Source organism: Aromatoleum buckelii, assembly GCF_012910785.2.
Classification (GTDB): Bacteria; Pseudomonadota; Gammaproteobacteria; order Burkholderiales; family Rhodocyclaceae; genus Aromatoleum; species Aromatoleum buckelii.
The window spans coordinates 1,794,151-1,812,959 of sequence record NZ_WTVH02000010.1 but is presented as its reverse complement, the minus strand read 5'-3'; the positions used below and the strand labels follow the sequence as shown (position 1 = coordinate 1,812,959).

The window sequence follows — 18,809 nt, the reverse complement described above, 5'->3', positions numbered from 1 at the left end:
CGGTCGCGAGACCGACTCAACCGGGCATCCAGTCCCCATGCAGGTGGCGTGTTTCAGTATGTTTCCGCGTTGACAAGCTGCGAATGATGTTCGATTCTGGATACGAACAAGCTCCATTCTATCAGGGACGCCCTCGTCGCTTCATGCGCCTGTGTCGCAGCCTCACCTCGCCGACACTCAAGCTTTCCCCTCGCTTTCGTCCCCCGCTCGCCGTTAATTCACCGGAGGAGATCGGATGATCGTCTACAGCACCGTATCGACCAAAGGAGGTGTCGGGAAGTCCACCCTGACCGCTAACCTCGGCGCGCTGCTCGCCGACATCGGCATGCGTGTCCTGCTCATCGATGCCGATGTGCAGCCGAGCCTCAGTCGCTATTACCCCATTGCCAAGCGGGCGCGGCATGGATTGACGCAAATGATCAAGCAGGGTGCGCTCACCGACGACTGCATTTCAACCATCGACTTCGCGCTCGCGCCCGTGCCATTGCGTCGACAGCCGCAGCTCAACCCGAACGGCTGCCTGGACATCGTCATTTCCGATGCGCCGCAGGGGACGCTCCAGGACTGGCTGGCGCCGCGCATGGACAGCGCGTTGCGCATCAAACTAGCCTTGCGCAGTCCGCTGCTGCATGAGCACTACGATGTCGTGCTCATCGATACCCAGGGTGCGGTGGGCCACCTTCAGGATGCCGCAGTTCTGGCAGCCGATGTGCTCCTTTCGCCGATCTCGCCCGATATCCTCTCGGCGCGCGAGTTCCTGTCGGGCACACAGGAACTGCTGAACCGTGTGGAAACGGCTGTTGCATTCGGCATCTCCGTGCCGCAAATGCTGGCGATCATCTACCGCCACGAAAACACCCGCGACGCACGCGAGATCGGCCTGGCGATTCGCGAGAGCTATCAGCAACTCAAGTGCAAGGTCCTGCTCCTGAAAACGGTCATACCGCACGCCGTTGCGTACCGCAATGCCGCCACCGCTCAGGTCCCGGTGCACTGGATCGACCCGGTCAAGGCGAGTCCTGCAATGCACGCGCTCCTGTGGGAGCTCATTCCGAGCCTCGATGGCACCCACGCTGGTGTGCCGCCGGAAGCTTTCAGCGAGGTCGTCGATGGCCATGATGTCCAGAACGCGATTGCCTGACTCCCTCTCCATTAAGGAACTGGCACAGCACATGGAAAAGCGAGGAAAGCTCCAGGCGTCCCCGGCCAATGCCACAACCGGCGAGCGTCGTGCGCGGCTCGTTCAACACAGCTTGGCCGTCAAGGAAGCGGCTAACGCCGCGGCTGACCTCCAGCCCGGCGAGGACGTCGATGGCTGGATGCTCGTGCGGTGCATGGACATCGATTGCTACGACCGTAACCCCCGCGTGCGAACCAACAAGCGGTATGCCGATATCCGCGCCTCCATCGAAGCTCGGGGTGGTCTGAAGGATGCGCTGAGCGTGACTCGCAGGCCGGGCGCCAACCGCTACATGTGCTATTTCGGCGGCAATACGCGCCTGCAAATCGTCCAGGAGCTATGGCTCGAGACGCACGACGCCCGTTATGAGTGGATTCGCGTCGTCGTGCATCGGTGGCTGAGCGAGGCCGATGTCATCGCGGCCCACTTGGCCGAGAATGAGAATCGCGCGGAGACCCTCTTCTGGGAGAAGGCCCGCGGCACCGCACTGCTCAAGAGCGAGCTCGAATCCGAGCTCCAGCGACCACTGAGCCTACGCGAATTGTCCGAGCACGCCCAACGCTGCGGCCTGAAGCTCCACAGCGTTACCGCCTCCAACTACCTCTTCGCCATCGATTACTTGGCCCCGATCGGGTTGCACCTCACACACGAGAGCACGGCCGCCATTCGCTCCCGCTTCGGGTGCCTCGACAAGCTCGCAAACGCACTCAATTTGGATCCCCTGGTGCGTCAGACCGCATTCGAGGAACTCGTGGCCGACCTCGCCACGGAGATCAACGCGGTCCGAGAGATAGACGATCCGCCACGACTCGGCAAGGACGAGGTGGAGATGATCCTCTCCCGCATGACCTCGCAGTTCGCGACCCTCGCAAAATGCACGCCGTCGGCCGCGGAGCGCGCCGCACAAGCGGTCGCCGGTGCCGACCGGCAGTTGCCTGATTCGGAGATCCGCCGTCTCCTGTGCGAGCCGCAGCCATGGGACGCGGCGTCGGATGCGACAGACGCGGTGGGGCATAGGGCGGCAGCGGCCCCGCTGCCGACGCGAAAGGGCTGGCACGCGCGGACAGGGGCACGGTTTTCGAAGCGGATCGCGGACTTCGTCCGTGTGTTCCGGTTGTCCGACTGCGTCCGCCTGGACCCCGGTCGACCACAAGGATTCAGTGTTGAGCCTTTGCCGGCGGCGCCCGGCGACCCGGAAGAGACGGGGCAGCTCGGGCGCGCGGCCGCTCACCGGCTCCTGGCGCAGCTGTCGATCCGCGCCGGTGGGCGCGAGACGGAGGCCGACCCCATCATGGCCTTGCTGCGTGACCCATCCTCCTGGGCGGCAACACGATCGCTCCTCGACGCGTACCACGGCGCATGTGCGGCGAAGCCGCCCAGCGTCGAGAAGGAGTAGGAGGCGCGAGATGATCCCCATAAGAAGCGAGCAACTGCGGTACGCCCTGCTGTCGCATCTCATTCATCTGCTCGACACCGGCGAGCTGCAGACGCTGCTCGAGGCCGGGCTCACCCCCGACATCCTCGACACCTTGCGTGCCGCGTCCGCCCGCGACCTCGCATCCATCGCCGGCATGCCTCAGCTCGATGTCCGCATTCATTTCGATCCCGCAACCCTCGAGGCCGCCTATCGACGGCATTGCGCGATCGCCGAAATGCGGCAGCTGATGGAATATCACGTCATGCACGGCGCCCAGCCCCCGCTGCTGGTTCACCTCTTCAAGATGACCTTGGCGGAGATTCAGCAGCAACGCGCACTACTTTGCCCCGATCCGCCGCCGCGTGGCCGGCCGGCTCTTCCCGATCCGAGTGTTCGCGAGGCGGTCCATAACGCCTGGTCCACCATTCGATGCATGTGCCCGCCGCAGCGTCAGTTCGTGGAACTGCATCGCGCATTCCCTGACCATTCGATCGCCACGCTGTGGCACGTCGTGCACGAGTTCGATGCGGACGCCGAGGGCATCGAGCATCTGGATTCTTCCAACCCAACGTCCACGCCGTAAACGCTGGATTCATTCAACCCAGCGCACACGCAATAGCCGCTGGATTCAATCGACCCAGTGCAATGCGCTTCTGGCGGGGACTTCCTCAACCAGCCGTGCTTCCCTATGTCCGTACACAGCCCTTCCGAACCGCAGATCACCATTGAGGTGCTCGTTCGCCTGAACGGTGATTACGCTGCGACTGCGGTGCTCCTCGCCCTGCTGTGGCGGGGCGCAGACCGTGCCCCGGTCCGCGTATCCAGCCGCGCGTTGGCCGGCTACATGCTGCTGGGCCATCAGGTTGTCCAGCGCGCCTTGCTGCGCTTGGAAGAGCGCCGCCTGATCCGTAGTCGCAAGGTCAGCCGCGCGACCGGCGCTTATACCGTCGACATGACGGCGCTGCGGCAGCTCTTGAGGAGCCCGCTTCCCGAATGCGACTTCCTGCCCGGCTTCACGCCCATCCCGGCGCTGGTCCAATTGCAGCCGGTCGAGCCGCCCGCCGAAGACCTCTCCCACGCCACCTAGAGGAAGAACCGATGTCATCCCACCCGATCGCCCCACCGCTTCCTCGATCCTCTCCGGCTCCTGCCGACGATCAGCCCGGGCTCCTCGATCCCGTCTTTTCGGGTGGTACCCCGGTCGCCTTCGAGACTGACGATCGCTCCCCGTTTCCCGATCGCTACAGCATTGCCAGGGAGCGTGAGAAGCTTGCCGATCTCATCGAGGCTGACGACCCCGATCCCCACGATCCGCGCTGGGCGCGCTACGAGCTCTACCTCCAGCGCAGCGACGCGCTGAAGCAGATGGAGGCGGAATACCGCGTCACCGCGGGCGCCGACGCCACGGTCGAACCTGCGGTCGCGACTCAGCTGCGCGATCTTGGCTCGCTGGTCGACGAGGGTGCGGACACCATGACGCTGCATACCAAAGAGGGCTTTCGGATGTTCATGGGCCGCCGACGCGACCCGGCCGGGCACTACAACGCGATTCCCGGCGGCAAGCGGGTTGCGTCGAGTCTGAAAGCGCTGTGGGCGCTCACGCGTAACAACAACCCGTACGCCGACTGGGCGCTTCTTCGCGCCGATCACCGCATCCCGGAGCTCAGGCGCGCGCTCGACCGCCAGGCACAGCTGTTCAGTGCTGAGCTCAAGAAGCGCGCCGACAAGGGACTCGGTTTCGGCATCCTCAAGTCGCGCGACCCGAAGGTTCTGGAGCTCGGCTTCCGCAGCCCCTACGGCTATGTCATCGCTGAGCTGATCGTGGAATTCGACTACTACGTCCGGGTAGTCAAGACGCTCGGCCGCAAGGCCTTGTTCTCCGACAAGGAGGCGCATGACGCCATCCGCCAATTCACTCGGCCAATGCGTGCCGCATTCGAGGAGTTCATCCGTTTCGAGACCTGGCTCACCAAGCCGGACCTGCTGGCGCTCAGCCGCGCCGACTTCCTGCCCGGCGCGGACGCCAATGCGCAAAAACGTGTCGCAGCCGTTTCCGGGATCTTCGGTGCTGTGCCAGCCGGCATCTATGCAGGCCACCCGATCTCGCGCCACTCCCAGCGCCGCATCGCGATTTCGGACACCGAGAAGGCCATGCTCGAGCGCGTGGCCGCCGACATCGCGGCCATCGATTCGGAGCGTGGCGCAGCTCGGGATGAGGCAACGGACGATGGGCTGGTCGACTGAGGTGCGCTGGTGAGCGAGCTGGCGCAACCCGAACCGCCGGGTGCTGCCGACGTCGTCGACCCGCGCTGCGGCAGTAGGCCTTGTCAACAGGATGCTGACACAAAGGCCTTTACGGGTAGGGGAGGGGCTCCGGCTGATGTGCGACAGGCGCAGGTCCGTGTTGCAAGCATTCACCGCCAACAGGAGGAGCTGTCGCGGCTGACTCGGCGGGTGCGGGGGCGGACCTTCTATCTTGCGGTGCATCGGCGCAAGGACACAGGCCAGGTCCACCTGCGCTGGCGGGCGGCAGGCGCCGGGGTCCGCGCCGGCCACATCCCATGGGGCGCGATCCACGCCCAGTTCGCCCAGCTCCCCGGGGCGCTGCGAGAGTGGTACGAGCGGATCCATCGGCACGCGATCGAGCTTAACCGGCGCGAGATCGAGGCGCGGCTCGCGCAGCGGCACGCCTGCGAGCGCAATCCATAGAGTTTCACGCGGTCGCGGCACCGGCGTCGGCCGCCGCCGTGTTCGTCCCCGACGCCATGGAGAGCATCATGCCGAACGTATTTCGCGGGAAAGGCAATCTTGGCGATACACCGATCCTCAAGCACGTGCCCGTCAACGGCGCAGACGAGGTGGTCGCCGAGATGCGCGTGTTTTTCGACGACTACGCCTACGACCAGGCCAATGACGAGTACCAGCAGGTCGGCGGATTCTGGATGAGCGTGTCGCTGTGGGGCCAGCGCGGCGAGGACGCGGCGCGCGTGTTGCGGCGGGGCGCGCGGGTCCAGGTCGAAGGTGTCCTCAAGCAGTTCCTGTACTCGCCCGACGGCGCCTCCGATAAGGTGCCGGGCTTCCAAGTCACTGCCGACGACGTTACGCTTTGCCTGGGCCGGGTTGCGGGTGTCGAGTACAAGCCCAAGCGGGAGCTTGCGGGATCCTCGAGCGAGGCGGTTGCCGACGCCACCTAGACTATTCCCGCTGTCTCCCCTTTGCGCTGAGGTCGGCCAGTCACAGCCAACAGCACGCAAGCTCAGTCGTGCCCCATTGTTGGTACCGATGGCATATGCGTTCCGTGAGCACCCCTTTGTATGTGTAGCGCCAAGGAAGGGAATTGGACCTTTCTTCCCTTGAACCGTCGCCCCGCTACCCACCAACTCCCCGACTGCGAATCTTGTTCGACGTCATGCTACTCATGGTGACGCAGCGAGGGATCCACCGCGAGGCTTGCCTTTCTTCGTCTGATGCATCTCCGGATCGCGCTTCTTGTCCTCGTTCTTCGTCGAGGGCGGGGCGTGGATAATGGTCGCATCGACTCGATCTCGTAGAGCGCGGCTTCCGTCGCCGGATCCGACAGCGCGTACCACTACTGCATGAAGTAGATCCGCAGCATCGTCGCCAGCGGCATCGGCGGGCGGCCACGGCGCCCCGTCGTCGGGTAGTGCGGCTCTATCACCGCCAGCAGCGCTGCCCAAGGCACCACCGTCTCCATCTCTGCGAGGAAACGCTCCCGGCGAGTCTGTTTCTTCTTCCTGTCGAAGGCCAGCGAGGCGAAGGTTGTTTGCTTCATGGCGGCAGTGCGATTTATGACTTGAGGATTTTACCGGTTCTGAATAGATCAGAGCTTCCTTAAGGAGACGGTGATGCGTGCCAGCGATGTGGTCCCCATCGGCGAGGCTCGTGCTCGGCTGACAGAGCTTGCCGAAGAGGTGGTTGGCGGCGGGGCGGAAAAGGTCTTGGCAGCGTGGTGGCCATCGATGGCAAGACGTTGGAAGACGAAATTCGTGGGGCAGCTCACAGGACGCCGTCCACTGAGGTTGCGGTGGTCAGCCCGCTCCACGCTGCGCGGACACCCCGCACACGATGCCGTCCGGATCGTTCGCGCGCAGTGCGAGTTGGTTTTTCGCCTCGGCCACTTCCATGTCGCGCGGCAAGGCCACCCCGTTCTTTACGGCCAGGATTTCGGCCATGATGCTCACCGCGATCTCCGGGAGCGTCTTGCTGCCAATGTAAACGCCTATGGGGCCGCGTAAGCGCTCCAGGTCGGCCGGCTTCAGGTCAAAGTACTCGCGCATGCGTTGGTGACGAGCCTCGTTGTTGCGGCGGCTGCCGATGGCGCCGACGTAAAAGGCCTTCGTGTTCACCGCCTCCAGCAGCGCCAAGTCGTCTAGTTTGGGATCATGCGTGAGGGCCACCACACAGCTGCGCCCGTCGGGCTTGAAGACCAGTACCACATCGTCGGGCATATCGCTCACCACCGTGGCCCCGGCTACGCTCCAAGCGCCGCGATACTCCTCGCGCGGGTCACACACCGTCACGGAAAAACCACTGAACAGCGCCATGGTCGCGAGGCATTCCGCGAGTTGGCCCGCGCCAATTAGCAGCATGCGGTATTCGGGTCCGAAGGTGTTAACCAGTTCGGTGGCATCGACCGTCAATGCCTCGGGTGCTTCCGCCTCGGCCTGCGTGACCGCGCCATCGCTCAAGCGCACTGAGCGCCGCATCAGCCGCCCGGTCTCGAGTGCTTCTACCAGCTGCGCCAAACTGCCAGCGTCGGGGTCGTACTCCAACAGAAGTTCCAGCGTGCCGCCGCAGGGCAGGCCAAAACGATGCGCCTCATCGGCTGTCATGCCGTATTTTACGAAGCCGGGCGGACCAATGGGAATCTCATGCCCCGGCTGCTTGCCGGAATAGGCCCGGGTGAAGCGGTAAATCAGGTCGTCCTCAATGCAGCCGCTCGACACCGAGCCGACCACAGCACCGTCCTCGCACAACGTCATGATCGAGCCGGCGGGCCGCGGCGACGAGCCCCAAGTACGTACCACCGTCGCGAGCAGCGCACGCTTGCCCGCCGTGCGCCAGTTGCGCAGCGCACGCAGCACCAGAATATCGAGGTTCTCCATCGCAGACTCCTTCCGTTCCGTAGCTGTCGCTGACCAGGCTGGGGGACTTCAGCACCTCGGTGTCGTTGCGCATAGTCCAAGCCCGCTGCCGGCACACCGACCTGGCGATCCGGGCGCTGTTGCCTTGCATGGAGCTTCGCAATAGTCTCTTATTAGGGAAGCGCTGATTTATTCCGTTCGCCCTGAGCTTGTCGAAGGGCATTCCCTGCAACAACAAGGGCTTCGACAGGCTCAGCCCGAACGGTTTTGATTTAATCAGCGCTTCCTTAGAGCGCTTTCTCGCGAGCCGTTTCGATCGTGAGGATATCTTTATTCTCCACAATCAAGCCATTGAGAAGTACCGATCTCAATGCTTTAGTGAGGGTCTTTCCCGTTAGTTCGTTCGGTCTCCGATACCATTCAATGAGCACTCCGTCGTGGGCCGCCATCACGATTGACGCCAGTTCATCGCTACCGGAATCGGACCGAAATACCCCTTCGGTTTGGCCTTGTGCGATCAACTGTTCGACGTGCCCATACATCCGACGGTAGATCGCCTTAGCCATTTTCTCAATGTCATCTCCGGCGCCGGAAAAATCGATGGACACAAGAATAAGCAATAGGACATGCTGCGGCTTAGTCACCCCAAGGAGTGCTTGCGTGTTGATGAATTTCACCAGCTTGGCGTCGGCGCGCGGACCCGCGTTCGCCATGTACTCCTCGATCGGATCGACAATATATTTTTCTGCTTCCTCAAGGAGCGTCAGTATGATTGCCTCTTTGGTCTTGAAATAGAAATAGATCGCGCCCTTGGTCAATCCTGCTCTTGCCGCGATCATATCAATCGTGGTCGCACGGTAACCATTTTTGACGAAAAGATCGAGTGCGCAGGCCAGTATATTCTCGGTACTGGCCTTCCTCTGCTCTTCCTTCTTGTTCAGCTTTCTCATGATGTCTGGAGATGTTCCAATGGAGTTGCCCCTCGTCACTGCGGAGACGGTTGGCAATCTTAAGTGAGAACGCCGCATTCTGAAAATTTTCGACGGGAGCATTTTAAGGGAGCAATACGAATTCACATCGTCGTGATGGGTGGGCTATGTCGTTATACCTAACTCAGGCTGCTTCACGGTGGAGAGCCTGCAAGGTCGCGGCGGCCTCCATTTGTGCCGGCTCGGTCGGCTATCGGCGCGCCGTGATGCAGATGGCCGACACGATGCGCCAGCAGGTGTGCGTCCAACGGGTCAGTCTCCCACGGGCGCGAAGGCTCGTCCCTCTTCTTGTCTCCACGTTGCGGGCATCGGCGCAGGCTTGCGCTCCAGTCGATCCGGCCAACCTCCGACCCTGCAGCAACCTCTGATGCAGGGCTTTTCAATATCACTAGAATGCCAAGTGCGTAGACGTCGGTAGCAGGCAATGCCCGTACCGTAGCCAAGTCCGGCCCGGCTGCAATCGAAAACGAGTCGAAGTCGCGCGGCGATCGCTGCGGCAACAGCCTTCCCGCCATGCGAGCAACGGGTCAGAAATGCACTGCCATCGACGAGCGCGGCCGCTGCGCCGGCGCAGCCTAGGAAGCCGCATTGCCCGAAGTTCGAGCCGGGCATCATCGCCTCCATCGCGGCGACGACCACACTGACATCGATGCGGAAAGAAGGGTGCGCGAAGCCAAGTACCGCATCGAGCGCGGCTCGACGCTCGAGTTTCCACGCCAAGCGGCGTACGAGTGCGAGGCCGATCACGCTGGCGGCCGGCGTTGCAACACTTACACCGTCCGCGGCCTCCGCTGTGCAACCGGCCCAGAGCATTGTCTCGAGCAGCAGCGCATAAGCGCTGAGCGCCGTTTTCACGACTGCGTCCCGCGCCGTCCGACGACGATCCGCTCGCCGGAGTGGAGCCGCGCTGCGTCGGGCCCCAGGACAATGGGAAAGCGCTGGGTTTGGAGCCGGCTCGTGATGGCACCGATGCCGCCGCCCGACAGCGTCGTCACCGCCACAGCGCGACGCGGCGAAGTAAGTGACGATTCCTGGCGCGGGCTCCGGGTCGAGCCGCGCAGTCGCCCCTTCGGTGGCGACTGCGCGTGCCGTGCGCTCAAGCAGAAGGGACTTACGGTGGCCGACGCGGCCTTGCCGACGTTTGCATGATGTCGAAGGTCCTGATTGCGATGACTAACCAACTCATTTTCCTTGTCGGCAGTGCGGCCCAATACACATACTAGCTGACTAGTAATCACTGGTCAACAGCGAGCCGATGCAGGCAATGCACCCGCAAGAAACGGTTGACAACAGCAAGATCATGCTGTCTGATACTAGTCAGCCAGTATGTTAAACGGAGTTGAAGAGTCGCGGGAACATGCGGCTCTCGACGCTCTGACGGTATCAGAGCGGAAGTGAGCGCGAATAGCTGTCGCAGCGCGTTTCCATTAAACAAGTGAGGAGGAGAACGTCAAATGACTTTAGCGACCCAGACGACCGGCGAAGGAAAAGTCCTTGTCGGACGAGGAGTGTACGACGGTGCGCGTTTGTTCCGAGAATGGTTCGACAGTTTGACCGAGGTTGCCAAGCGAGGAGAGGGAGCTGCCTACTGCTTTATCGCGGGCAATGTGATCGAAATTCTTCGGACATTCGATATTCCCGCGACTTTTCCGGAAATCAATTCGTTGCAGACCGCGTTTCGGAATGTTTCCCGCGACTATATCGATGACGCGGAAGATTACGGCTATTCGCCTGATATCTGCGGCTACGTGAAAATCGGTGTTGCACTTCAGCGCAGAAATGGCGAGCATCCGATGGGAAAAATCCCGAAACCAAAACTCGGGATGATCAATAATTACTGCAATACATTTATAAAATGGGGTGAGATCTGGGAGCGGACCTATGACTGCCCGACGATTAACCTCGATTATCCAATGACGCGCTCAGCCGGAGAAAAACCGAAACGCGGAACGCAGAAATTCGAGTACGAAAAAGCCTATCTTAAGGGGCAGATCGAGGAAGCTATTAGCGTTTGCGAGAGGATTACAGGTAAGAAATTCGACATCGACAAGTTTAGGCAAATTCTTGCGTTCTCGAATGATGTAAACGCTGGATTGAAGCGGGTTCTCGAACTCAACAGAAATAAACCTGCGGTATTCAATGCGTTGACGGATGGGAATATTTACATGGGTGTTGCCAACGCTTTGCGTGGAACCGAGGTTGCCAGTAAGTACTTCAAGGATCTTGTCGAAGAACTCGAATATCGCGTCGCGCATGGTATTGGCGCGCTGGATAAGGGCACCGAAGGTACCGTGCCTATGAAGCAGACCTTCCGTCTCGCTCTCGTCGGCACACCTTGTTATCCAATCTATCGGCAATTCAATGAGATGTTCTCCAGGTGGGGAGGCATATTCGTATATTCGTCGTACCTCGATTTTGCCTCGACAGGTGCCTTGACCGGTTATCAGTACGACCTCAACGACCCGATCGACAGCTACGCGGAAGGGCAACTGATCATGCATGCATCCGGTTCCGATAGCGTGTTTCACGAGTCCGATAACCTAAAGAAACTGGCTCCGGAGCTCGGGCTTGACGGCGTTGTCTTTCATCCGGTCAAGAGTTGTCGCACCGTCTCCACCGGGCAGGCCGACATGCGCCGCGTTGTTGCGAACGAAATGGGACTGCCGACGCTATTTATCGAGTCGGATCTGGTTGATCCCGATGTCGTGGCGGAAGCGCCGATGAGAAATCGCGTTGATGCCTTTTTCGAAGGTCTCATTTCCCGTCGCCAGCAACAGGCAGCGTCCGCCTAACCAGAGAAATGGAGTAGTCAATGGCCAAGAAATACTTCACCGGTTGGGAGGGTAAGCCTCTCAAAGAAATCTTCGACCTCTGCCGTGAGTTGCTCGAGGATCCCGCATATCCCACGGTCAAAGCTTGGCGTGCAGACGGCGGCCGTGTCATCGGTCACTTTCAAGTGTATTTCCCGGAAGAGATCGCGCACGCTGCTGGATTATTACCCGTACGTATCCGCGGTGCGCAGACAGACGGTAATGAATCCGAGTCTCATTTTGGTTCATATCTCTGCTCTATCATCAAGACTTCCCTCGATATTGCCCTTACAAAGGACATCGAGCTCGATCTGTTTGTTACCCACCCGATCTGCGATGCGGCACGCAACCTCGCACCGATTTGGGGGCGAAATTTCGACTACAAATGCCAGATTTTGTACTTGCCGCAGAACCCGAACTCAAAGCATTCAAAGAGCTATCTCGCGAATGAATACCGACGGTTGCTTGGAGATATCGAGTCGGTCGCTGGGCGCAAGGTTACGGAACAGGAACTGCGCACATCGATCAATCTCTATAACCATTCGCGCCGTCTCATGCGCGACCTCTACGTCATTCGCAAGAATCAACCCTGGCTCTTGGGGGCGGATGAGTCGATGGCGCTGGTCGGCCTGGCAGGTGTTCTGCCGCGGTCTGAATTTGTCGAATTTTTGGAAGTGGTTATTCCGATGATTCAAGATCGGCCGGCGAGTCGGCAGGACAAAATGCGGGTCGTGCTTGAGGGGGGATTTTGCGAAACCCCGCCGTTCGATCTGCTTCAAACAATCACGCGCTCATGCTATGTCGTGGACGACGACGTCTTTATCGGGCTTCGTTTCATTGTCGAAGATGTGGTCGACTCTGGCGATGCTCTTGCCGACTTGGCCGATGCATATATCGATCGCTCGTCCTATAGTCCGGTACAGCACGACCAGCGCAAGCCGAAGGAGCACATGCTTCTAGAACGCGTGCGCAACGCTGATGCTGAAACGGTGATCCTTGCTTCGGCCAAGATGTGCGAGCCGGGTCTAGAGGAGCAGGTCGCCTATTCGAAGGCGTTGGAGGAGGCCAAGATCCCTTATTTTATTTCAGAATTCGAGGAGAATCAGAATACCTTCGACCAGTTGGCGATCCAACTAGAGACCTTCGTTGAAAACATCATGTTCGATTGATCGCAGACGGGAGAAACAAGCATGAAATACACAGGTGGCGTGGACGTCGGTTCCACCCAGACCAAGGCGGTTATCCTAAACGAGAATCAGGAAATTGTTGGCCGGGCCCTGATCTTTACAGGTGCCGATGTCATCCAGGCTGCACATAACGCCTTTGATCAGGCGCTTGCCAGTGCGAAGCTCAAGCGGTCGCACGTGGGGTATGTGATCGGGACCGGGTATGGCCGCTACAAGGTAACCTTCGGTGATCGCCAGGTGACCGAAATCTCGTGCCACGGACGCGGTGCGTCCCACATGTTCCCGGGTACGCAGACGGTGATTGACATGGGGGGGCAGGACACCAAGGCGATCCGGGTGGCCCCCAATGGCGAGATTACTGATTTCTGCATGAACGACAAATGTGCGGCTGGTACCGGGCGATTTCTGGGTGCCGCGGCCGATGCGTTGCGCATTCCGCTTGGAGAACTGGGGGAGGTTTCGCTCAAGTCCGAGAAGCCTGTCCGCATCTCCACCACGTGTACCGTTTTTGCCGAAGCCGAGGTCTTGTCATGGCTCGGAAAAGGCAAGAAGGTGGAAGACATTCTGTGGGGTGTGCATCAGTCAATCGCCGCACGTGCCATCGGCTTGCTGCGCCGCGTAGGCATTGCCTCCGAGATCACCTTCACTGGTGGGGTGGCCAAGAACGTCGGCATGATCAAAGCGCTGGAGGAAAAGCTCGACATGAAACTTAATGTCAGCGACGACAGCCATTTCATGGGGGCACTGGGGGCCGCGCTCTTTGCCCTCGGCAGTTTGCAGGCCGGCGAGATGTCGGCGACACAGGAGGCTTGAACTATGGTCTATACAATTGGTGTGGATATCGGATCCACGTATATAAAAGGGCTCGTGCTGGACAAAGACTCTAATGTTGTAGCCCATCATATGCGGCCGACAGGCGCCGATCTGCAGGGAACTGCGGAACTGGTGGTCAACGAGACGGCCGAGCAAGCAAAGATCAATAAGCGCGATCTGGCCTATTGCATTACCACTGGTTATGGTCGCTACCAGTACTCCGGTCGGGACTTACAGGTTACAGATTTGACCGCCACGGCCCGGGGCGCGGTTTTTCTGTTTCCTGAGACGCGTACAGTGCTTGACATTGGTGGCCAGACCATGAAGGCGAGTCGCCTTGACGGTTTTCACAAGGTTAGAACCTTTCGCCTTAACGACAAGTGCGCGTCGGGTACCGGCATGTTTCTTGAAAAGACCGTGCGTTACATGGGCTATGACACGGCCGGCATCGACGGACTATTGAACAGCGCCAAGGAAGCTGCCTCCATTTCCGGGGTTTGTACCGTGTTTGCCGAGTCGGAGGTTATCAATCACTTGAGCAACAGCGTGCCGCCCGAAGACATCATGTACGGCGCAGGCATGTCGCTGACCAAGCGGAGTGTGCAGTTGCTCAAGCGTATCAATGTTGAGCCTCAAATTACCTTGGTCGGTGGAATTATGCGCTGGGGCGTGATGGCCAAGGCGATTCGCGATGAACTCAATTTGGATGCGAACGTCGCGACAGGTGACATGCCGCAGTTCACCGCCGCACTGGGTTGCGCCATCCTTGGTCACATTCGTGTGAAGAAGCTGAGAGGTTCCGGTGGCGATCGCAGAGCGGCGTAAAAACGTGCTGGTTGTCCGTCACGCGGACGACGGGAGCCGGCTTGCTGGGTGCCGCGCACCCACAGGCAATGTTCTCGGCTGTCGCTTGCCTGTAGACGTTGGGCTCAAGGAGCAGGGCTGGGAATGGCGTTGTAACGCTAATGGACCCAAGCTGCGTCAGATCACCGAAACTTACCTGGAACTGGGTTTCGAGGTTCGAACGGAACCGCTCGATCTTCGCTCATTAAGCGAAAACTGTGCGGGATGCAAAGAAGTGCTCGGAGATTCTGTTGCTGTGTTCGTTAAGCAGTCGAGGTGACGCGCAGCTTCGTTGTCCCTGGGTTCGTTCATGGCGGTCTGAAGTCGACGAATCCGACCTTAGTCGGCCGCCGTAGCGGGCTCGAGCCCGCTACGGCGAGCAGTTCCGACGGGTAACGACACGAGGTTGAGCGCAGGGTTATGTGTTGCAATAGAAGCGGTACCGTACGTTGACAAAACAAACCGACTGTATAGTATACAAAAAAGACATTTGCGGCGTGCGCGTTATCACTGTGCATGCGCGGGATGAGATTGGCCTGCCGCTGCCGCTGGCAGATAAGCACGTCCACTAGGTGCCTGAGGGTGGGGACCGGAGTACGAGTGAAGTCAAGAGTTCATGGAGTGTGCGTGCGTGCGTTCGTCGTCCTCGAGGCGAACTGATGCATGAAGACAGTGACCCGCCGAGCGGACGGGCGTGTCCTCCGATAACGAAATTGTTGGTGGTTACCAAGGGAGGAAACATGGCAATCGATTTTCACTGCAATCTGTTCACGCCGGAAGCCATCGACAAGTGGTGGTATGGACAGCCGGAAATGCTACGGCTTATTAAGTGGTGGAAGATGGAAGAGCGCATCCAGGGCGAGTCCGTCGGTGAGTTCATTGCCATGATGGATGAGGCAGGTCTCGACAAGGCGTTCATACCCGCGATCCGCATGATGTCTTATCAGAAAAAGACCATGGTCTGGGACATCACTGAGGAGGAAGTGCATGCCGTCGTCAGTCAATATCCGGATCGCCTGGTAGGCCTGTGTGGGTTCAATCCTCTGCAGAAAATGGAAAGCGTACGCAGGGTAGAGCAGGCCGTGAAGGAGTTCGGGTTCAAGGGCGTTTACATTCATACGTACGGCTTTGGCATTCCTCTAAACGATCGCCTCTACTACCCCTTGTACGCCAAATGCGTTGAGCTGGGTATTCCGGTGTCTATGCAGGTAGGCCATTCGGCGGAGCATATGCCTAATGAACTGGGTCGTCCGATCCACTTGGACGTCGTCGCGCTTGACTTTCCCGAGCTGAAGCTGATCGGCGCCCATACGGGATGGCCCTGGACGGAGGAGATGATTTCGCTCGCTTGGAAGCACGAGAACGTCTATCTGGGCATCGATGCACACCATCCCAAATATCTCGAGCCCACCCTGATCCAGTTCATGAAGACCCGCGGCCAGAACAAGGTCATCTACGGGACGAATTACCCGGCCGTCCTGCATGGCGAGTCCATTGCATGCATCAAGAACGAACTCGGCCTGAGCGAAAAGGTGGCGCAGAAGATCCTGCACGGGAACGCTGCGGCCGTGTATGGGCTGTAGCGGGAAACCAGAAATGACGACCAGCGAAAACGATATTGTTGCAATCAGCGCCGCTCGCACGCCGCTTGGCAGTTTTGGCGGCAGCTTGCGCGAAGTTCCTGTATGGGAGCTGGGTGCGATCGCTATTAGGGCGGCTCTCGAGCGTGCCGCACTGCCCGGCGATCAGATCGACCAGATGATCTTTGCCAACTGTCGGCAGGCGGGAAATGGTCCCAACCCTGCGCGCACTGCGGCGGTGAAGGGTGGCATCCGGGTTGAAGCGCCTTCCTTCACAGTTAATATGGCCTGCCCCTCGGGCATGAAATCCGTGATGCTCGCCGCCCAGGAGCTTGCCGGCGGTAATGCTCGATTCATTGTTGCCGGGGGCATGGAGTCGATGAGTACCATGCCGTACCTGCTGAAGAACGTGCGCTGGGAAGGGTTCAAGCTCGGTGACAAGACCCTGCTTGACGGCTGGGCGGATACGTTCGATCCATTGTGCGGCTTTGGCATGGGCATGACGGCGGAGAATCTTGTGGCCAAGTACGGCATCACCCGCGAGGAAATGGACGAGTTTGCGCTCGCCTCGCACGATGGAGCGGCCAAGGCGCAGCGCGGCGGGTTCACCGCGAGCGAGATCGTTCCTGTGACGTTGCCGGCGACACGAACCCAGGACGAAGTGACCCTTTCGCTTGACGAGGCGATTCGGCCAGACACCCGCTTGGAGAGCTTGGCGAAGCTCAAACCGGTCTTCAAGAAGGATGGCAGCGTGACGGCAGGCAACGCCTGCAGCATGGGCGATGGCGCTTGCGCAATCGTGCTGACCACGCGCGCTATCGCCAAATCCCTGGGACGCCCGCCCATGTTTTCCCTGGTGGCGTCGGCGCAGACTGCAGTAGAGCCTGCCTACATGGGCGAAGGGCCCGGTCGTGCGATTCCCATGGCATTGAAGAAGGCAGGCGTGACGCTGAGCGACATTGACTTCATTGAAGTCAACGAGGCATTCGCTGCACAGGTGCTGGCGAACGAGCGCGCGCTCCGCTGGGACCGAGCCAAGGTCAACGTGTACGGGGGGGCGATTGCACTCAGCCACCCGACTGGTATGTCCGGTGCACGGTTGTTAATGACGCTCGGCAACATATTGCAGCGCGAGAACGGCGAACTGGGCATAGCGTCGATCTGCGGTGGCGGCGGGGTCACCACCGCCATCGTGATCCGCCGCGAATCTTGATGGGACGGCCATGGCAAACGAAATCGTGCTGGAAAAGCGGAGCGACGGAATCGCGATCCTGACGCTCAATCGCCCTGAGGCCATGAACGCCATCAATCGCGCGATGGTGCGCAAGCTGCGCGTTGCGATTCGGGACGTGGAGAGCGACGAGGCAGTCGATGTGGTCATCGTCGCTGGCTCGGGCGGCAAGGCTTTTTGTGTCGGCATCGACCTCAAGGAGCGCCAGACCCTGAGCGACGAGGATGCCGCCGTCTTGCGCCTTGAAGAGATGTTTCCGATGTACAGCGAGCTTGAGGCCAGGCGCAAACCGTCCATCGCCGCAGTCGACGGCCATTGCTTGGCCGGGGGCTTCGAAATCGCACTGGCCTGCGACCTAATATTCGCCACGCCGCGCTCGACCTTCGGCCTGCCTGAGGTGAAATGGGGTTTGATCCCGGCGGCGGGGGGGTGCCGCAAGCTGCCCAAGTTAATCGGCGCTGCACGAGCCAAGGAATTTATTCTGGGTGCATCCACCTTCGACGCGGTCGCGGCGGAGCGAATGGGGGTGATTAACCGTATCGTCTCCGGCGAGGAACTGATGCCGCAGGCGCTGGAAATGGCGCAACGCATCCGGGGTAACGTCCAAGTGGCCGTCCGGGGTGCCAAGCGCTGCATGGATCATGCGCTCGATATGGAGCATTCCGAATCGTTCGATATCGACATATCCAATGGTTGCTACGCAGCGAAGGAACGCAAGGAAGGCGTCTCCCAATTTGCCGGGCGTAAGCCGGCGCACTCTTGAGAGAATATGGTCATGGAAAAGATCGCGGTCATCGGGGCAGGGGCCATGGGGCGGCAGATCGCGCTCCAGTGCGCACTCAACGGCCTGAAAACGGTACTCAACGACAGCCGCAAGGAAGGTCTGGAGCAGGCGGCGGACTTCGTTCGAGAGCATTTGGACAAGCGCGTCGCCAAGGGGCGCATCAGCAGCGAGCAGAGGGCTACGGCGCTCGGCAATATCGAGTTGGCGCCGGACTTGGCCGCTGCCGCCGATGCTGATCTGATCATTGAAGCCATCGTCGAAAAATTCGAACCGAAGGCTGAACTGTTCCGCACACTCGATCGACTTTGTCCGCCGCAGACGATTTTCGGCACCAACAGCTCGAATATCCGGGGCTCACGCTTGGCCGAAGTCACTGCGCGACCGCAGCGAGTGCTAAACATACATTTCTTCAACCCGGCACTCGTGATGGAACTGGTGGAGGTCGTAGTGCATCCCGCCGTGCCGGCAGAGATCATTGAAGAGGTGCAAGCGTTTTGCCGCAGCATCGGCAAAACCCCGGTGGTGCTGCGCAAGGAAATCCCGGGATTCATCGTCAACCGCATCTTCCGGGCGCTGACACGTGAGGCGGTTAGCCTCTACGAGGAGGGTTACGCCTCGGCCGAGGACATCGATCTTGCCGTGACCAAGGGGCTTGGGCACCCGATGGGGCCCCTGCGCCTGCTCGATACGACTGGAATCGACGTGTCGTATCTTGCACGTGTGGATGAATATGAAGAGACCAGCGTCGAATCGGCCAAACCTAACCGCCTTCTGAAGGACATGTACGAGCGTGGCGAGTGGGGGAAGAAGTCCGGGAAGGGTTTCTACATCTACGGGGACGACAAAGCCAAGTAATCGCGGCGTGCCCGG

The 18,809-nt window shown here is 60.0% G+C and carries 18 protein-coding genes and 1 pseudogene; 15 read left to right on the top strand and 4 right to left on the bottom strand.

The annotated features are described in order from the left end of the window. The first annotated feature begins 235 nt into the window (after positions 1 to 235). From GO608_RS19225 to GO608_RS19195, 7 genes are all read left to right on the top strand, one after another. Positions 236 to 1,141 (top strand): ParA family protein, encoded by a 906-nt coding sequence (locus GO608_RS19225; protein WP_169198920.1) that lies wholly within the window; start codon positions 236 to 238, stop codon positions 1,139 to 1,141. After that, positions 1,110 to 2,576, top strand: coding sequence for a hypothetical protein (locus GO608_RS19220; RefSeq protein WP_247003335.1), 1,467 nt, complete (start codon positions 1,110 to 1,112; stop codon positions 2,574 to 2,576). The genes GO608_RS19225 and GO608_RS19220 overlap by 32 nt, the downstream gene beginning before the upstream one ends. Before the next feature lie 10 nt (positions 2,577 to 2,586). Further along, on the top strand, positions 2,587 to 3,180 hold the full coding sequence (locus GO608_RS19215; protein WP_169198921.1) for an STY4526/YPO1902 family pathogenicity island replication protein: 594 nt from the start codon (positions 2,587 to 2,589) through the stop codon (positions 3,178 to 3,180). Positions 3,181 to 3,285: 105 nt separating this feature from the next. Continuing rightward, positions 3,286 to 3,684, top strand: a complete 399-nt coding sequence (locus GO608_RS19210; protein ID WP_169198922.1) for a hypothetical protein — start codon at positions 3,286 to 3,288, stop codon at positions 3,682 to 3,684. Positions 3,685 to 3,695: 11 nt separating this feature from the next. Beyond that, positions 3,696 to 4,841: a PFL_4669 family integrating conjugative element protein gene (locus GO608_RS19205; RefSeq protein ID WP_169198923.1), complete on the top strand. Its 1,146-nt coding sequence runs from the start codon at positions 3,696 to 3,698 to the stop codon at positions 4,839 to 4,841. A gap of 9 nt (positions 4,842 to 4,850) precedes the next feature. Then, the gene (locus GO608_RS19200; RefSeq protein WP_169198924.1) at positions 4,851 to 5,306 is read left to right on the top strand and encodes a hypothetical protein; all 456 of its coding nucleotides are present in this window, start codon (positions 4,851 to 4,853) and stop codon (positions 5,304 to 5,306) included. Positions 5,307 to 5,374: 68 nt separating this feature from the next. Next, positions 5,375 to 5,791, top strand: coding sequence for a single-stranded DNA-binding protein (locus GO608_RS19195; RefSeq protein ID WP_169198925.1), 417 nt, complete (start codon positions 5,375 to 5,377; stop codon positions 5,789 to 5,791). Between the two features lie 258 nt (positions 5,792 to 6,049). On the opposite strand, the pseudogene GO608_RS19190 reads toward GO608_RS19195, so the two are convergent. The 4 genes and pseudogenes from GO608_RS19190 to GO608_RS19175 form a co-directional block, all read right to left on the bottom strand. Next, positions 6,050 to 6,390, bottom strand: a pseudogene (locus tag GO608_RS19190) (transposase); the annotation flags it as partial. Positions 6,391 to 6,646: 256 nt separating this feature from the next. Continuing rightward, the gene (locus GO608_RS19185; RefSeq protein ID WP_169198926.1) at positions 6,647 to 7,723 is read right to left on the bottom strand and encodes an XdhC family protein; all 1,077 of its coding nucleotides are present in this window, start codon (positions 7,721 to 7,723) and stop codon (positions 6,647 to 6,649) included. A 266-nt stretch (positions 7,724 to 7,989) separates the two neighbouring features. Beyond that, on the bottom strand, positions 7,990 to 8,652 hold the full coding sequence (locus tag GO608_RS19180; RefSeq protein ID WP_169198927.1) for a TetR/AcrR family transcriptional regulator: 663 nt from the start codon (positions 8,650 to 8,652) through the stop codon (positions 7,990 to 7,992). Between the two features lie 291 nt (positions 8,653 to 8,943). Beyond that, positions 8,944 to 9,546, bottom strand: a complete 603-nt coding sequence (locus tag GO608_RS19175; RefSeq protein WP_247003333.1) for a (Fe-S)-binding protein — start codon at positions 9,544 to 9,546, stop codon at positions 8,944 to 8,946. 599 nt (positions 9,547 to 10,145) lie between these two features. Here GO608_RS19175 and GO608_RS19170 point away from each other — a divergent pair. From GO608_RS19170 to GO608_RS19135, 8 genes are all read left to right on the top strand, one after another. Further along, positions 10,146 to 11,483, top strand: a complete 1,338-nt coding sequence (locus GO608_RS19170) for a 2-hydroxyacyl-CoA dehydratase subunit D (RefSeq protein ID WP_169198928.1) — start codon at positions 10,146 to 10,148, stop codon at positions 11,481 to 11,483. A 20-nt stretch (positions 11,484 to 11,503) separates the two neighbouring features. Beyond that, positions 11,504 to 12,670 (top strand): 2-hydroxyacyl-CoA dehydratase subunit D, encoded by a 1,167-nt coding sequence (locus GO608_RS19165; RefSeq protein WP_169198929.1) that lies wholly within the window; start codon positions 11,504 to 11,506, stop codon positions 12,668 to 12,670. A gap of 21 nt (positions 12,671 to 12,691) precedes the next feature. Continuing rightward, positions 12,692 to 13,501 (top strand): acyl-CoA dehydratase activase, encoded by an 810-nt coding sequence (locus tag GO608_RS19160; RefSeq protein WP_169198930.1) that lies wholly within the window; start codon positions 12,692 to 12,694, stop codon positions 13,499 to 13,501. 3 nt (positions 13,502 to 13,504) lie between these two features. After that, positions 13,505 to 14,326: an acyl-CoA dehydratase activase gene (locus GO608_RS19155; protein WP_169198931.1), complete on the top strand. Its 822-nt coding sequence runs from the start codon at positions 13,505 to 13,507 to the stop codon at positions 14,324 to 14,326. Between the two features lie 758 nt (positions 14,327 to 15,084). After that, on the top strand, positions 15,085 to 15,927 hold the full coding sequence (locus GO608_RS19150; RefSeq protein ID WP_169198932.1) for an amidohydrolase family protein: 843 nt from the start codon (positions 15,085 to 15,087) through the stop codon (positions 15,925 to 15,927). A gap of 13 nt (positions 15,928 to 15,940) precedes the next feature. After that, positions 15,941 to 17,137, top strand: coding sequence for a thiolase family protein (locus GO608_RS19145; protein ID WP_169198933.1), 1,197 nt, complete (start codon positions 15,941 to 15,943; stop codon positions 17,135 to 17,137). A 10-nt stretch (positions 17,138 to 17,147) separates the two neighbouring features. After that, positions 17,148 to 17,918 carry an enoyl-CoA hydratase/isomerase family protein gene (locus GO608_RS19140; RefSeq protein WP_169198934.1) on the top strand — a complete coding sequence of 257 codons (771 nt, stop codon included), beginning with the start codon at positions 17,148 to 17,150 and terminating at the stop codon, positions 17,916 to 17,918. A gap of 12 nt (positions 17,919 to 17,930) precedes the next feature. Beyond that, positions 17,931 to 18,794, top strand: a complete 864-nt coding sequence (locus GO608_RS19135; RefSeq protein ID WP_211159431.1) for a 3-hydroxyacyl-CoA dehydrogenase family protein — start codon at positions 17,931 to 17,933, stop codon at positions 18,792 to 18,794. Positions 18,795 to 18,809: the final 15 nt, after the last annotated feature.

What these genes read in the sequence shown, in the direction of transcription:
- GO608_RS19225 (WP_169198920.1), top strand. Translation starts at nt 236, where the DNA reads ATGATCGTCTACAGCACCGTATCGACCAAAGGAGGTGTCGGGAAGTCC.
- GO608_RS19220 (WP_247003335.1), top strand. Translation starts at nt 1,110, where the DNA reads ATGGCCATGATGTCCAGAACGCGATTGCCTGACTCCCTCTCCATTAAG.
- GO608_RS19215 (WP_169198921.1), top strand. Translation starts at nt 2,587, where the DNA reads ATGATCCCCATAAGAAGCGAGCAACTGCGGTACGCCCTGCTGTCGCAT.
- GO608_RS19210 (WP_169198922.1), top strand. Translation starts at nt 3,286, where the DNA reads ATGTCCGTACACAGCCCTTCCGAACCGCAGATCACCATTGAGGTGCTC.
- GO608_RS19205 (WP_169198923.1), top strand. Translation starts at nt 3,696, where the DNA reads ATGTCATCCCACCCGATCGCCCCACCGCTTCCTCGATCCTCTCCGGCT.
- GO608_RS19195 (WP_169198925.1), top strand. Translation starts at nt 5,375, where the DNA reads ATGCCGAACGTATTTCGCGGGAAAGGCAATCTTGGCGATACACCGATC.
- GO608_RS19185 (WP_169198926.1), bottom strand. Translation starts at nt 7,723, where the DNA reads ATGGAGAACCTCGATATTCTGGTGCTGCGTGCGCTGCGCAACTGGCGC.
- GO608_RS19180 (WP_169198927.1), bottom strand. Translation starts at nt 8,652, where the DNA reads ATGAGAAAGCTGAACAAGAAGGAAGAGCAGAGGAAGGCCAGTACCGAG.
- GO608_RS19170 (WP_169198928.1), top strand. Translation starts at nt 10,146, where the DNA reads ATGACTTTAGCGACCCAGACGACCGGCGAAGGAAAAGTCCTTGTCGGA.
- GO608_RS19165 (WP_169198929.1), top strand. Translation starts at nt 11,504, where the DNA reads ATGGCCAAGAAATACTTCACCGGTTGGGAGGGTAAGCCTCTCAAAGAA.
- GO608_RS19160 (WP_169198930.1), top strand. Translation starts at nt 12,692, where the DNA reads ATGAAATACACAGGTGGCGTGGACGTCGGTTCCACCCAGACCAAGGCG.
- GO608_RS19155 (WP_169198931.1), top strand. Translation starts at nt 13,505, where the DNA reads ATGGTCTATACAATTGGTGTGGATATCGGATCCACGTATATAAAAGGG.
- GO608_RS19150 (WP_169198932.1), top strand. Translation starts at nt 15,085, where the DNA reads ATGGCAATCGATTTTCACTGCAATCTGTTCACGCCGGAAGCCATCGAC.
- GO608_RS19145 (WP_169198933.1), top strand. Translation starts at nt 15,941, where the DNA reads ATGACGACCAGCGAAAACGATATTGTTGCAATCAGCGCCGCTCGCACG.
- GO608_RS19140 (WP_169198934.1), top strand. Translation starts at nt 17,148, where the DNA reads ATGGCAAACGAAATCGTGCTGGAAAAGCGGAGCGACGGAATCGCGATC.
- GO608_RS19135 (WP_211159431.1), top strand. Translation starts at nt 17,931, where the DNA reads ATGGAAAAGATCGCGGTCATCGGGGCAGGGGCCATGGGGCGGCAGATC.